At 43.9% G+C, this 15052-nt stretch carries 13 protein-coding genes; 3 read left to right on the top strand and 10 right to left on the bottom strand.

Annotated features, from left to right (window positions below):
* Positions 1-11: 11 nt before the first annotated feature.
* From P2W76_RS02515 to P2W76_RS02470, 10 genes are all read right to left on the bottom strand, one after another.
* On the bottom strand, positions 12-1766 hold the full coding sequence (locus P2W76_RS02515; protein WP_276345905.1) for an ABC transporter ATP-binding protein: 1755 nt from the start codon (positions 1764-1766) through the stop codon (positions 12-14).
* 224 nt (positions 1767-1990) lie between these two features.
* Positions 1991-2554, bottom strand: a complete 564-nt coding sequence (gene frr, locus P2W76_RS02510; protein WP_276345904.1) for a ribosome recycling factor — start codon at positions 2552-2554, stop codon at positions 1991-1993.
* A gap of 96 nt (positions 2555-2650) precedes the next feature.
* A complete protein-coding gene (gene pyrH, locus P2W76_RS02505; RefSeq protein ID WP_276345903.1) occupies positions 2651-3358 on the bottom strand; it encodes a UMP kinase in 708 nt (235 codons plus the stop codon).
* A gap of 31 nt (positions 3359-3389) precedes the next feature.
* The gene (gene nagA, locus P2W76_RS02500; protein ID WP_276345902.1) at positions 3390-4499 is read right to left on the bottom strand and encodes an N-acetylglucosamine-6-phosphate deacetylase; all 1110 of its coding nucleotides are present in this window, start codon (positions 4497-4499) and stop codon (positions 3390-3392) included.
* A 61-nt stretch (positions 4500-4560) separates the two neighbouring features.
* The gene (gene tsf, locus P2W76_RS02495; protein ID WP_276345901.1) at positions 4561-5400 is read right to left on the bottom strand and encodes a translation elongation factor Ts; all 840 of its coding nucleotides are present in this window, start codon (positions 5398-5400) and stop codon (positions 4561-4563) included.
* Between the two features lie 117 nt (positions 5401-5517).
* Positions 5518-6375: a 30S ribosomal protein S2 gene (gene rpsB, locus P2W76_RS02490; RefSeq protein ID WP_276345900.1), complete on the bottom strand. Its 858-nt coding sequence runs from the start codon at positions 6373-6375 to the stop codon at positions 5518-5520.
* A gap of 18 nt (positions 6376-6393) precedes the next feature.
* Positions 6394-6783 (bottom strand): 30S ribosomal protein S9, encoded by a 390-nt coding sequence (rpsI, locus tag P2W76_RS02485; RefSeq protein WP_276345899.1) that lies wholly within the window; start codon positions 6781-6783, stop codon positions 6394-6396.
* Between the two features lie 9 nt (positions 6784-6792).
* Entirely contained in the window at positions 6793-7236 is a 444-nt protein-coding gene (rplM, locus tag P2W76_RS02480) for a 50S ribosomal protein L13 (protein WP_276345898.1), read from the bottom strand.
* Between the two features lie 598 nt (positions 7237-7834).
* A complete protein-coding gene (locus tag P2W76_RS02475; protein WP_276345897.1) occupies positions 7835-8308 on the bottom strand; it encodes a GNAT family N-acetyltransferase in 474 nt (157 codons plus the stop codon).
* 22 nt (positions 8309-8330) lie between these two features.
* A complete protein-coding gene (locus tag P2W76_RS02470) occupies positions 8331-9326 on the bottom strand; it encodes a hypothetical protein (protein WP_276345896.1) in 996 nt (331 codons plus the stop codon).
* A gap of 291 nt (positions 9327-9617) precedes the next feature.
* Here P2W76_RS02470 and P2W76_RS02465 point away from each other — a divergent pair, with 291 nt between their 5' ends.
* Genes P2W76_RS02465 through P2W76_RS02455 form a run of 3 tightly spaced genes read left to right on the top strand, consistent with a single transcriptional unit; the run spans position 9618 to position 15052 of the window.
* Positions 9618-12749 (top strand): TonB-dependent receptor, encoded by a 3132-nt coding sequence (locus P2W76_RS02465; protein WP_276345895.1) that lies wholly within the window; start codon positions 9618-9620, stop codon positions 12747-12749.
* Between the two features lie 10 nt (positions 12750-12759).
* On the top strand, positions 12760-14085 hold the full coding sequence (locus tag P2W76_RS02460) for a RagB/SusD family nutrient uptake outer membrane protein (RefSeq protein WP_276345894.1): 1326 nt from the start codon (positions 12760-12762) through the stop codon (positions 14083-14085).
* Positions 14054-15052, top strand: coding sequence for a phosphodiester glycosidase family protein (locus P2W76_RS02455; protein WP_276345893.1), 999 nt, complete (start codon positions 14054-14056; stop codon positions 15050-15052). Before P2W76_RS02460 ends, P2W76_RS02455 begins: the two co-directional genes overlap by 32 nt.

Below are 15052 nucleotides of genomic sequence, written 5' to 3'. Positions count from 1 at the left end.
AAGTTTTACAACTATACTTCAAGTGTATGCTTTTCACCAATTTGCTGACGCCACATCGCATAATATAACCCCTTTTCGGCCAGGAGTTCAAGATGTCTCCCCGATTCAATAATGCTCCCTTTCTCCAGGACAAATATTTTATCGGCATGCATGATCGTGGAAAGCCTGTGGGCTATCAGGATGGTAATATGGTCGCTGATAACCGATACATCACGGATGGTTTCTGTGATTTCTTCCTCCGTTATGGAATCCAGGGAAGATGTAGCCTCATCAAAGACAAGAATGTTAGGTTGACGAAGAAGAGCTCTTGCGATGGATAAGCGCTGTTTTTCACCTCCCGACACCTTTACTCCGCCTTCACCGATAATAGTATCCAGGCCTTTATCAGCACGGGCCAGTAAATTCTGGCAGGCTGCTTTGTGTAAAACCCGCATACATTCTTCGTCGCTTGCGTCCGGACGGACAAACAACAGGTTTTCACGGATCGTCCCGGAAAATAGCTGTGTATCCTGTGTTACGAAACCAATCTTTTCCCGCAGCTCGTCGAGATTGATCTCCGTTCCTGAAACGTTATTATACAGCACTTCGCCGCTGCTGGGATGATAAAGGCCTACCAATAATTTTACCAGTGTTGTTTTGCCTGAGCCGGATGGTCCAACAAATGCGATAGTTTCGCCTTTATGCGTCTCAAATGATATATTTTCAAGAGCATTGCGGTTTGCCGATTGATGTTTAAAGCTGACCGAATCAAAACGGAGCCTGTTTATTCGACCGAGGCGCTCTGGATTCAATGGCTTTTTCTCCTTAGGGGTATTTAATATTCCTCTGAAGTTATCAAGCGAGACTTCCGTTTCCCGGTAAATATTAATAATATTCCCCAATTCCTGCAGCGGACCAAATATGAAGAAGGAATAAATAAACAAGGAAAAGAACTCACCAACGCTGATCCTGCCTGCGAAGATCAGATAGAGCATCAGCAGCAGGATCCCGTTTCGCAAAAGGTTTACTAAAGTTCCCTGCACGAAGCTCAGGCTTCGCACATACTTTACTTTCCTTAGCTCGAGTTTAAGTATCTTCTCAGTCACACCGTTAAGCCTGTTTATCTCTTGGTTTGATAAGCCAAGGCTCTTCACCAACTCTATATTTCTAAGCGACTCTGTGGTTGATCCTGCAAGCGCGGTTGTTTCGCTGACGATAAGCTTCTGAACGACTTTTATCTTTTTGCTGAGGACAGAACTGATAAAACCCAGGATAGGGATTACAGACATATAGACCACGGCTATGGACCAGTGAATATTGATCGCATAAATAAATACAAATGTTACACCCACCAGTGATGTAAACACAATATTTATGAACGCCGTGATGAGTTTTTCCGTGTCGGTTCGTACTTTCTGCAATATGCCTAAGGTCTCCCCGCTGCGCTGGTCTTCAAATACTGAATAAGGCAGCTCCAGTGAGTGTGCAAGTCCGTCCGAGTAGATCTTTGCGCCGAGGCGCTGTGTGATCACGTTCACGTAGTAGTCCTGGAAATTCTTGGCGATCCTTGAAACCATGGCCACACCCATTGCAGCCAGGATGAGCAATCCCGCACCTTTAAAGAATTCTTCAGTTGTGTATTCCTCATACCTCGTTACGTAAGTATCAATGATCTTGCGAAATATCCATGGATCTAGAAGAGAGAATATTTGGTTAACTGCAGCAAGGACCAGCGCCAGAGCAATCAGGCCTTTATAATTCTTTAAATATTCAAGTAATAGCTTCATTTGATTTATGTTGTTGATCCTTAGGTGTATCAGCCGGGACTGGGGGATTAAAGGTGCATAAATTAGAGCCAAGAATCAAGAACCAAGACATAAAATGGTCGATAATAAGACGAAAGATTGGTGGCGATGTCTTGACTCCTGATTCTCGGCTCTTGATTCTTCAAAAGTAAAAAAGGGAATAAGCATTTAACCTATTCCCTTTCCTTTTTACAAACAGATTATTATTAAACCGTCATGATATCTTTTTCTTTGGCTTCCATCAGTTTATCTATTTTAACTATGTAACCATCAGTCAGTTTTTGTACTTCCCCTTCGCCTGTTTTTATTTCGTCGTCCGAAACCCCTTCGCCTTTGGTACGTTTGATCTTTTCATTTGCATCTTTCCGGATATTACGCACTGCAATACGCCCTCTCTCTACTTCTTCCTTAACTTTTTTCACAAGGTCACGGCGGCGTTCTTCGGTTAGAGGCGGAACGTTCAGACGTATAACCGTACCATCATTCTGTGGGTTCAGTCCGATATTGGCTTCCATAATGGCCCGTTCGATTGGAATGAGCATGGTTTTTTCCCAGGGCTGCACAACAAGTGTACGTGCATCGGGTGTGTTAACAGCCGCTACCTGATTCAAGGCGGTTGGTGTGCCGTAATAATCTACAAAAATGCCGTCAAGCATAGTAGGCATCGCCTTACCGGCACGGATCTTTACCAATTCATTATCACAAAACTCAACGGCTTTATCCATGTGAGCTCTGGCATCATCTAATTGTTTTTTTATAAGGTCGTTCATAATGGTCCTGTTCGATCTGTAAAAATAATTAAAATCTATGAGCTTATACGTAATGAGCTTTCAGCTGATAGCTCAGGGCTGATAGCTGATAGCCCACTACCCTTTAACTAAAGTTCCAATAGGTTCTCCGTTTGTGATCCGTTTAAAATTGCCCGGCTTATTCATATCAAATACGATGATGGGCAAATTATTTTCCTGGCATAAAGTAATAGCCGTCATGTCCATCACATTCAGGTTCTTTTTGTAGACTTCCGTAAAGGTAATTTCATCAAATCGCGTAGCGGATGGATCCTTCAAAGGATCAGCTGTATAGATGCCATCCACGCGTGTTCCCTTCATTACCACATCGGCATTGATCTCCACGGCCCTTAACGAGGCCGCTGTATCGGTCGTAAAATAGGGGTTACCTGTACCAGCACCAAAAATCACGATCCTGCCTTTTTCGAGGTGGCGCACTGCACGACGGCGAATGAATGGCTCACAGATCTGCTCCATCTTGATAGCAGTTAGCAGCCTGGTCTTAACACCGGTTTTTTCAAGCGCGTCCTGGAGCGCCATACTATTGATAACGGTAGCAAGCATTCCCATATAGTCGGCCTGAACCCGGTCCATGCCGGCTTTCTCGGCACTGAGGCCACGGTAAATGTTCCCGCCGCCGATTACTATTGCAATTTCAATTCCCTGTGCATGTACTTCATTAATGTCTTTTGCGTATTGCGCTACCCGGTCAATATCGATGCCGTACTGCTTGTCGCCCATTAATGATTCGCCGCTTAATTTTAACAGTATGCGTTTATAAGTCATGAAGAGAATATTTTTGTAAAGTTATTAAATTTTAGTTCAATGTACCCGCCAGGTAAGTGCTGTGATGTTTAAAGTCACTTGTAAAGACAATAATATCCGCATCCGAGCCTGGCGTGAGGTATCCTTTTTTTGTAGTTCCGAACAGCGTTGCCGGATATGTCGACGCCATCCGTAAAGCTTCATCAAGTTCTATATCAGCCTTTTGAACGCAATTGGCAACAGATTGAAGCATGGTCATGGACGAACCGGACAAGGTACCATCGGGCATGACGTATTTTTCGCCGGTAAAAATATGCTGATAAATACCTTCCCGCGCCTCAGTCACAGCATCTGTGATCAGAAATAGTTTGTCGCCCATTTGCTTTTTTGCTATTTCTATCAACGGAAAAGCAACATGCATACCATCGGCGATAATGCTGGCGTATGGCTTGAGCTTAAATATAGCAGGTATCAGCCCTGGGTCGCGGTGATGGATCTGGGGCATGGCATTAAAAAGATGGGTACAAGTTTGTACCGGATTATTCAGAAAACCCATTGCCTCATCATACGTGGCATTACTATGCCCCGCAGAGATGATGATCTTTTCGGAATTGAGATAATCGATAAATTCCGGATCCTGGAGTTCCGGAGCAATAGTCATCATCTTCACCTCTCCCGCACCGCGTTCGATCCATGATCTCATTTCCGGGATATTGCCTTTCCTGATAAACTCGTCAGGGTGAGCACCCTTTTTAGCAGGATTAAGATAAGGCCCCTCCAGGTGTATGCCCCAGAAATTTCCTTTTGCCGACTTGCGATATTCCCTGGCTGAATCGATAACCTTTTCGAAAACCTCAGCGCTGTTGGTAGCCGAGCAGGCGAGGAAACCGGTTGTCCCCTGCGCCAGAAGATCTGTTTCCATTTGCTTCAATCCCTCAACATCGGGCAGCGCTCCGAATAGCTTTCCGCCGCTCCCGTAGATCTGAAGATCGATCAATCCAGGCGCAATGTTCAGACCTGTAAGATCAGTCTTGATAAAATCTGCGGGAACTTCCGAGTTTTCTACGATCGAATGGACCGTACCATCAACGACCAGGAGAGCCTTGTTATCAAGCTTTTCTTTACCAGTAAATAATATAGCATTGACAAGAGCAGTTTTCATACTGTTCAAAAATAAAAGGGCAAAAAAAATCCTCTCCAATTCGGAGAGGATCTAAATGATATTAAGCTCCTAACTGAACCCGCTTGAATGCGGTAACGGTTAAGCCTTTATCCACATCATTAAGGAATTGAGCTACCGACTTCGATGAGTCTTTAACGAACTCCTGGTTTAATAAAGTAGAATCTTTGTAGAATTTGTTCAGCTTACCAGCAGCGATCTTTTCAACCATTTCTTCTGGCTTGCCTTCTGCACGGATCTGATCTTTAGCGATCTCAAGTTCTTTTTCGATCGTTTTTGAATCAACGTCAGCCTTGTCAATAGCTACAGGATTCATTGCAGCAATCTGCATAGCCACATCTTTACCAACTTCATCCGCACTTGCCGGATTTGAGCTAAGGGCAACCAATACGCCTAGACGATAGTTCCCGTGGATGTAAGCGATAACTTTTTCGCCGGTTACCGTTTCGTATTTAGATACACCAACTTTCTCACCGATAGTTCCGGTTTTCGAAATGATCGTGTCAGATAATTTCTCACCATCAAGCTCAAGGCTTAACAATTCTTCAACAGAACCTGGGTTCTTGTCGACTGCAAGATCAGCAATGCTGTTTGCAAAAGCTATGAAATCAGCGTTCTTCGCTACGAAGTCAGTTTCACAATTGAATTCAACGATTACTCCACGTTTTCCGTCTGCTGTTGTTTTTGCAATAACTACACCTTCGTTCGACTCGCGGTCCTGACGGCTTGCAGCAACCTTAGCGCCTTTCTTACGCAGGTAATCAATAGCTGCTTCGAAGTCACCGTTAGCTTCGGTCAATGCTTTTTTGCAATCCATCATACCGGCACCGGTTTGCTGGCGTAATTTATTTACATCTGCGGCAGTAATTTGTACTGTAGACATGTTTTTGCTTATTTAATACAGGACCACATTTGTATGCGGTCCTGTAATTATTAAAAATTAATATTGTTGTCATCCCCGCGAATGCGGGGACCTCCCGAATGTACCGGGAATAAGAGATTACTCTTCGCTCTTCGCTTCAGCTTCTGCGTCAACAGCTACACCTTCAACACCTGCAGCTTTACGGGTACGTTTGCCCGGAGTAGCTGGCTCGTCTTTAGCTTCGCCATCAGTATCAATTTTTGCTTTAGCAGAAGCAGCTTCTTTGTCAGCCTCTTCTTCTTTTTCACGTTTACGCTCGTCCAATCCTTCGTGGATAGCTTTCATGATAACTTCAGTGATCAATGTAATTGATTTAGTAGCATCATCGTTAGCCGGGATCGGGAAGTCGATGTTTGACGGATCAGAGTTGGTATCAACCATTGCAAATGTAGGGATGTTTAATTTCATCGCCTCAGCAACAGAGATATGCTCTTTCTTCACGTCGATAATGAATAATGCCGCCGGTAAACGGTTCAGATCAGCAATACCTCCAAGAAGGGATTCTAATTTGATACGCTCACGCTGGATCATCAATTTTTCTTTCTTCGATAAAACGTCATAAGTTCCGTCTTTAGTCATCTTATCGATGTTAGACATCTTTTTGATCGATTTACGAACAGTAGCAAAGTTAGTTAACATACCACCTAACCAACGCTCGGTTACGTAAGGCATGTTTACAGAACGGGCCTGCTCAGCAACGATGTCTTTAGCTTGTTTCTTGGTAGAAACAAATAAGATCTTACGCCCTGATTTTACGATCTGTTTGATCGCAGCCGCAGCTTCTTCTAATTTTGTTAAAGTTTTATTTAAATCTATAATGTGGATGCCGTTGCGCTCCATGAAAATGTATGGAGCCATTTTCGGATCCCATTTGCGGGTAAGGTGACCAAAGTGTACACCTGCATCCAGTAAGTCCTGATATGTTGTTCTTGCCATTGTCTTATCCTCCTGAGATTAACGTTTACTAAATTGAAATTTCTTACGGGCTTTCTTACGACCTGGTTTTTTACGCTCAACCATACGGTCGTCACGGGTCATAATGCCTTTAGCTCTCAATGCAGGTTTCTTCTCTGGATCCAGTTCTACAATAGCTTTGGCGATTGCTAAACGAACGGCTTCTGCCTGTCCTTTAACACCACCGCCGGCAACGTTAACAACCACATCGAATTTTCCGATAGATTCAGAAACTTCTGTTGACTGCATCACGATATATTGTAATGGCAATGTTGGAAAATACTCCTTGTAATCTTTACCGTTCACGGTAACTGTGCCGCTTCCATCTTGCAGATAAATGCGCGCAACTGCTGTTTTTCTTCTTCCTGAAGTGTTGGTGATAGTTGACATTTCTCTTGATTACGGTTTAATGGTTTTAGGATTTTGCGCTGCATGCGGATGTTCAGCACCTGCATAAACATGAAGGTTTTTGTACAAGGCACGGCCCAGGCTGTTTTTAGGTAACATTCCACGTACAGCTTTCTCTACCACACGGGTAGGATGCTTAGCCATCAATTCCTTAGGAGAAATGAATTTCTGACCACCAGGATAACCGGTGTAAGAAACATACTGCTTTTCAGCGAATTTGTTTCCGGTCAATTTGACTTTGTCTGCGTTGATAACAATTACATTATCGCCGCAGTCTACGTGTGGGGTGTACGATGGCTTGTTTTTTCCTCTGATCATCATTGCGATCTTAGAAGACAAGCGCCCCAAAATCTCTCCTTGAGCGTCAACAACTACCCATTCTTTGCTGACGGTCGCTTTGTTGGCAGAGACAGTTTTGTAACTTAACGTATTCACTTGCTTGAATTTAAATTATTTAATATATTCTATTGCCCCGAAATTTCGGGACTGCAAAGATAGGAGAATTTCATTAAAGCGCAAATAGTTGGGTTGAAAATTCTGAGGAGCTGAAAGCTGAAAACTGAAAGCTAAAGGAGAACTTATCGGGGTATAGGCTGGTAGTGGACTATGGAGATTTGAATTTAGTGCGCATCATCCGGGGTATTTTGATTTTTTGGAAAGCAAGGCCTGATTTTCATAGGAACAGGCAGACCTGCTGTTCGCTGCAAGTCCTCGCCATTGTAATTTCTCTTTAAAGAATCAATTTTGTCTTCGGCTCCGGGCTTTGCGCTGCCATCAGGTTTAGATCGGGTTGGTTCGTGCTGCTATTGAAGGAACAAGTGAATCATCTAGTTTAACCATGGGTTTGGCTGTTCGACCCTGAAGGGGTCGTATGTTTATAGCAAAAGAATGTCACTGACCAAGCGACCCCGAAGGTGGTCGTATGTGTTGTAACTTCACATGCGACCACCTTCGGGTCGGGAACACGACTAGCCTAATTTTCTATAAACATATGACCACCTTCGGGGTCATTCTATGTGTTCATACCTGTGGGCTACTTTACCATTTTCCGCATCCTATAATTCACCAGCTCAACCCCCATCCGTTTCACCGTCTGTTCAGCTAAGACCAAAAAACCCATCTTCTCAAAAAAAGGCCTTGCGGTGATACTTACCTTAGAATCAATGTAGTCCGAATTAAGTTCACGAGCTTTGTCTTCAAGCTCTGAATATATTTTTCCCGCAATACCCTGCCCCTGGAAGTCTTTGTGCACGAAAAACATATCAATATAGTTTCCGTCCTTTATGGTGCCGAAGGCGGTGATCTGATCTCCCGTGAGCGCCAGCAATACATGCTGTTCATCTAAACGCTGCCGCCAGCGTTGCGTATCCTTCACTCCTGAAATCCAGGCTTGTATTTGCTCGTCATTATAATCTTTACGGCAAATGGCCCTTACGGTATCCACAAATAATTGCTGCATCTCGGGCAAATCTGAAAAATTTGCTATTCTAAAGGAGATTTCGAACATGGTCACTATCCTGTATTGATGGCTAATTTGTAGCGCCGGGCAACGGAATTATAGCTTTAATGGGCTCAGGTGTCCAAACCTGGCTTCTCAGAGAATCCATTATTTGATAGAGCCTGTTTAAGCTTTGGGTGCCTAGAAGGCCATAGTCTCTTATAGTTTTGATCTTGCCGCCATCATAAGTTATTTTTAGTAAGGCAGTTGCATGGTCTGTAGCGGTGATTGCATAGTTGTCGTTAAGATTTGGAAAGTCTGCATAATTGAGTAGCCCGAATATTTCGTCATGTATAGTATCGGGTATCATCCCATTGAAATTTATATATTCAGTGTTTTTACGGGACAAAAAATCAACGTTCTGGCTAATATACCTGCCCTTGTGCTTGGAATTAATCTCCATTGAGAAACTTGATAACGGATCCCCTCCTGCGCCCATGGTATATTCGATTTTTTCGATGTTGTATTTTTTCGGTGACAGGTTGTAATCGACAAAACCGCCGAACTTGAAAATCAGTTTGTCCGAATTGACCGGTTCATCTTTGTACACAATCGCATAGTTAGCTTTAAAGTACTTGTACTCAATCAATGGGGTACCGTTCTCATAAACTATCCGGGCGATTGAGCACGTTCGCCGAAAATGTTTACTTATTACGTGCATATCAATCTCATTGTTAATAGAACCCATGAGACAAAGAACTACAGGGTGTTTTCCGAGCATTCCGATCACCAGCAAGTCGGTGAAACCGTTTTTATCGAAATCAGCTTTGGTAATCGCAGTTAACTTGTTGAGATCACCCAGCCGGAAACAATTGTCATCGTCGAAAGTCAGTACCGTATTAACCATGAAACTTGAGTATCTATTTTCAATTGAGCGGACGAACGCTTCAACTTCTTCAGGCCTATTGATAGAATCAATCTTGCCGTACCCCTTAATATTTTGATCTGTTAATGCCTGTGACAAAACCACATCGGTACTGCTTAGAAGAAGTATTATAAGCAGTTTAAACGACTTGAGTGATTTCAAATGAGATTATTTAAGCACTCTAATATAATTAAAAAGGGTTTGATTTATTAACATACATATAACCTTATGCTAACTGCGGGCTGATACTTTTGCCGGCGTGACAGGACCATGTCTTCTTCACAACCCACCGATCGATCCTTTGCAAGAATACTTAGGATCAGCAATGAATTATGAAAGGAAAAAATGGATTAACAAATGATGATTTAACCATCCGGATCGAAGTATCAAAAAAGCAGACGAATGTGGTGTGAACACATCCGCCTGAATTTATTACGCATCAAACTCAAATTTATGAAATTATCTCTAGTGTGGAATAAACCATTCCATTTATTTTGCCGGTTTTCCGTGCCGGTCTTGTTACTTCTCGTTACTATAAATACAGGCTATAGTAATGAAGTAAACCTTACAAAAGCGGCTGCAACAACTGTAGCAGGTTCCAAACTCTCACGGGCAATTATCCGGGGCCGGGTGATTGATAAAGAGGGCTTACCCTTGCCCGGTGCATCAGTAAAGATCAAAAACACGCAGACAGCAACCAGCACGGATGTGGATGGCAGATTCAGCATTAATGCGCCGGACAATAATGCTATCCTTATAATTACTTCTATCGGGTATAAACCAGCAGAAGTAAGGCCGACCGGTCGCGAGCTAGTTATAACCCTTGACGTTGACCAGAATAACCTGAACGAAGTGCTGGTGGTAGGATATGGTAAAAATACCAAACGTAACCTAACCAATGCCGTTTCCCGCCTGGATGCCGCGGATGTTTCCGAGCGTAATGTAACCTCTGCTAATCAATTGATGCAGGGACAGATCGCCGGGGTCAATATGACTGTTTCAAACGGCACACCCGGCGGCGCGTCGCGGGTCAGCATCAGAGGTGTAAGCTCTATCAATGGTGATAATGAGCCACTTTATGTGATCGACGGAATCCCTTTATCAAAAGACCTGGCGAGCTATAACTTTTCCGGAGAATACAGGCAGGACCCATTATCGCTTATTAATCCATCCGATGTTGAGTCAATCGATGTTTTAAAAGATGCCGCCGCCGCTGCTATTTATGGTAGCCGTGCAACTAACGGAGTGATATTAATTACAACCAAACAAGGTAAGAAAGGCACACCGCGTATTGCTGTTTCGCAGTTGTCAGGGATTCAGACAATGCCAAAAAAACTTAACCTGCTTAATCCGCAAGAGTATATCGCACTCCAGACAGAGGCAACAAACAACTTCAACCGTGATATGAACTATCAGCCAGGTCAAACCGGTTATATAAATATTGCAACGGTACTGGGTGTTGTACCGGCTGATCCATACGATGTAAACTGGCAGGAGCTGATCATCAATGATCCTGCGGCTTCAAACCAGACTGATTTCTCGTTCAGCGGTGGTAATGATAATATGAACCACTTCACTTCTGCCGGGTATCAGTATCAGGAAGGCCTGATCAAAAAAAGTTCTTTGAAACGCTATTCATTAAGAAGTAACATTGATTTCAAGCCTAATCAAACCTTTAATTTCGGGTTAAGGCTGGGAGGTAATTTTACTCACTCTACATCTATTCCTAATGGTGATCAGGGTACTGCTTTATTTCAGCGTAACCTGGAACAGCGGCCATACGACAGACCTTACCTGCCTAATGGTTCATTCGCTGTTGGCGGCAAGGATATTCTAAGGCACAATGGTGTGCTGATCCTGGCGAAGGATGATACTTTCGACGACAACTTTCAGGGACTAGTTAACCTTTACGGAAACGTTAACTTCCTGAAGCATTTTACCTATCATAGCGGTTATAACACTGAGATCCGGCAGGGAAGGGGTTTCCGCCACCAAGAAATGGAACACCCGTATAATGCTAAAGGATACACAAACGATATCCGGAATAACCGTTACTCCGCTACGTTTGACAATACGCTTAGTTATAAGAACACCTGGACGAACGGCCTTAATGTAGATGTTGTTGCCGGCCATAGCTTTTTCCAGAATAAGTATAATTTTAACCAGGCGACAGGTACGGAGTTCCCTTCCGATGATTTCCAGAACGTTACCTCCGCAACTATCCGAACTGCTGATGGTGATGCTTCAGAATATGCCATCGAGTCTTATCTCGGCAGGCTGACATTGAATTTTAAAGACCGTTATTTTCTTTCCGCTTCAGCGAGATATGACGGCTCATCCAAATTCAGCAAAGCCAATCGGTTTGCAACATTCCCTTCGGTTTCGGGCGCCTGGGCTGTTACCAATGAAAGTTTTATCAATACGCCTGACTGGCTTGAGTTTGGTAAGGTTCGTTTAAGCTGGGGCAAAACAGGTAACCAGGACGGTATCGGTAATTTCAGCTATTTGCCGCTTGCTTCCGGAGGCTATAATTACAACCTGCAAACCGGTTTAAGCGTAACTGCACTTGGCAATACAGACCTGAAGTGGGAAACCGCAACGCAATCAGATCTTGGTATCGACCTTTCGTTTTTCAAAGGCCGCCTGGGTATTACCTATGATTATTTCATTAAGAAGACCGAAGACCTTCTGTATAACCTTCCGGTTCTGGGAACCAGTGGTTTTACTACGCGGACGTCTAACATCGGCTCTATGGAAAACCGTGGCCATGAGCTCAGTATCAGCAGCGTGAATATCGATAAACGCCTGAGATGGTCAACAAGCTTTAATATTTCATTTATCCGTAACGAGGTGTTAAGCCTGATAGGAGAAGAACCGATCACCGTTGGCGGATGGAATGCTATTATCCCCGGTGAGGCTCTGGGCATATTCTATGGATACAAGCAGTTAGGTATCTACCAGAATTTGTCTGAGATCCCGGCACAGTTGCAGGGTGCAGGCGTTCGTCCGGGAGATGTCATTTTTGAAGATCTCGATAAGAACAATATCATTAACTCAAGTGACCGTAAAAAGATCGGTACTTCACAGGCGGACTTTTCCGGAGGCCTTACCAACAGCTTCAAGTTCTCAAATTTTGATCTTTCTGTATTTAATACCTTCTCTGTCGGCAGCGATATTGCAGCAGGCTGGAGAACTGGCCTGGATCATATGGGTGCCAGTAACTACGGCGCTTTCAAGGATAATTATCTGAAGAGATGGACAGGACCGGGCACAAGTAATACGGTACCAAGAGCAACAAAGAGCGGAAATAACGTTCGCAACAGCACTTATTACCTGGAAGACGGCTCCTTTCTGAGAATTAAGAATGTCACTCTTGGATACCAGCTTCCGGTTAATCTGATCAAACAGCTTCGTATCAGCCAGGCACGTGTTTTTGCATCAGTAAACAACCTGTACACCTTTACCAAATACAGTGGTTATGATCCGGAAGCATCTATGGGGCTTGACGCTCGTTCGTTCGGTGTTGATAACCTGGTTACACCTCAGCCACGGAGTTTCATGCTGGGTCTAAATGTTAATTTCTAAACTTAAAGTCATGCTTAAGATATTTAAAATACAATTCATCATCCTTTTTGTGATCGGCTCGTTTCTATTGGGTGCATGTGCCGATAAACTGGACGTGAAACCGGAAAGCGCAGTTTCGCCTGATCAGATCAGCGCTTCAAACATCAGGTTTTTCCTGAACGGACTTTACCTGAGAACCTTCGGCGACCGTGACGATTACTTTTTGAACGATCTTCGCGGAGGTAACTATACCTGGACTGCTCTTTCTGGAAACAACAGTGCGTATGGCGCTCTTATTACCGGGAATACATTAGATGACCGGAATGGCTTCTCATCCCGGATATGGACAAACAGCTATCGCAACATCTACAATGCAAACATTATTTTGACGGCGGCAGAATCATTAGGGTCTGATGCAGCCATTACCGCGGTTAAAGCAGAGACCAGCTACCTCAGGGCTTACTTGTACTACCAGCTCGTAACAACCTTTGGCGATGTTCCTTTAATTATTGTTAATACTACTGAGAATATTGCCAAGACACCGAAAGCGCAAGTCTGGGATCAGATCAACAAGGATCTTGATTATGCTATTGGCAACGGCCGGGCATTAAAAACCACCGGGGTTAAAACGGTATCAATAGAAGGCGCTAAAGCGTTAAAAGCGCGTGTCTTGCTAGCGCTGGGGGATAAATCAGGTGCTGCAAAGCTTGCTAAAGAAGTGATAGATCAGACAGGGCTTGCTATTGCAGATAACTATGGCGATATTTTTAGAACGTCGTCGGCACCGGAGGCGATTTTTGCCTTTGAAAATCTGAAGTCAGAGAAAAATCTGCGTTTTTCGGCGCTGTTCTGGCCGTATGGAACTGCATGGGCCGGATCTTATTTTGTACAACCGTCTGATTATGTGCTGAACCAGCTCTATCCGGCAGACGACAAGCGTAAGACGATCAATATTCAAAAGATCACTAACACAGACGGTACGTTCAATATGATCATCAGCAAATATTGGGACGTCCAGCCCATCATTGTGTCGAGGATCTCGGAGATGCATCTGATCTGTGCCGAAGGTTTCGCGCAGGCACAAGGGTTAGACTACTTAAACGCTATCCGTGTGAAACGCGGCTTGCCTGCACTAACGCTCGCAGAATCTGGTACGGCAGATAATTACCTGAACCTGATCCTGGAGGAAAGACGACGGGAGCTGTTTAGCGAAGGTTTCTTGTTTTATGATCTGGTGCGGACAAATAAGGCAGCGCAGCTTCCCAATATTAAAACTCAGGATAAATATGTAATGCCAATACCTGGTGCGCAAATAACCCTGTCTAATGGAAAACTTGTTCAGAACCAGGGATATTAACATGAAAGCAAATCGTTTATACTTGTTAGCCTTTCTTGTACTGGCCTTCGGATCAGTAAAAGGGCAGCAAAAGGTAGCAGCAGGTCGGGCTTTTGCTGCCGGCACCACAGCGACAGTTTGGAAAAAAAGCAGTCTGAAAAGCTGGCTGACCCACTATCAATACGAAGGGTTTTATCAGCCATTTAATTCCGGGCAGATAGTGAATGTATTAGATATCGATCTGAATAACCCGGAAAGTCAGATCACCTTCGTCGATTCAAGACCTTCGGACTCGCTATCATCGGTGGTGCAGAAAATTCCAAATGCGCTTGCAGCTGTCAACGGTACTTATTATGAGATCCTCAGGAATAAAGATAATCCAGGAGATTCTGTGTCATCATCGTTCTTCAAGTCAGCAAATAAGGTTAAGATCGAAGTGTCGGTTCCTGAAGGACATCGGTTATTTTGGAAACATGAAGGAGCATTCTATTATGATCCTGCTAAACAAAACAGTGGAATTATCTACGGTAATAACAAGATTTACCGGAGCCTGCCATATGCCAATGTGATCAGTGGATCGCCGATGCTGATATTTGATTATAAGCCGGTAGGCGAAAACTTCGCCAAGCCGCGCGAGAAGCCTTTGGACAGCCTGAATTACGAAGATCCGGACCGTCACCAGGGTGTTCGTCATCCAAGAACTGCCGTGGCAAGAACTGAGAATAATCACATTCTCCTGATTACTGTGGATGGCAGGGCTGAAAAAGCAGCAGGGATGTCGGCCAAAGAGCTTACTCAGTTTATCCGCCAATGGTTTAATCCTAAGGACGCGCTGAATCTTGATGGCGGTGGATCTACTACCATGTGGCTGAAAGATAGTAATGTGAGCTCTACCGGGGTGATAAACTATCCTACTGATGATAAGAAATTCGATCATTACGGACAACGAAGGATCAGAAATTCGCTGATCGTTACATCCAGAAAATAA

This window comes from Daejeonella sp. JGW-45, assembly GCF_029360805.1.
In the GTDB taxonomy this organism is placed as follows: Bacteria; Bacteroidota; Bacteroidia; order Sphingobacteriales; family Sphingobacteriaceae; genus Daejeonella.
This window is presented reverse-complemented; position numbering and strand designations above follow the sequence as displayed.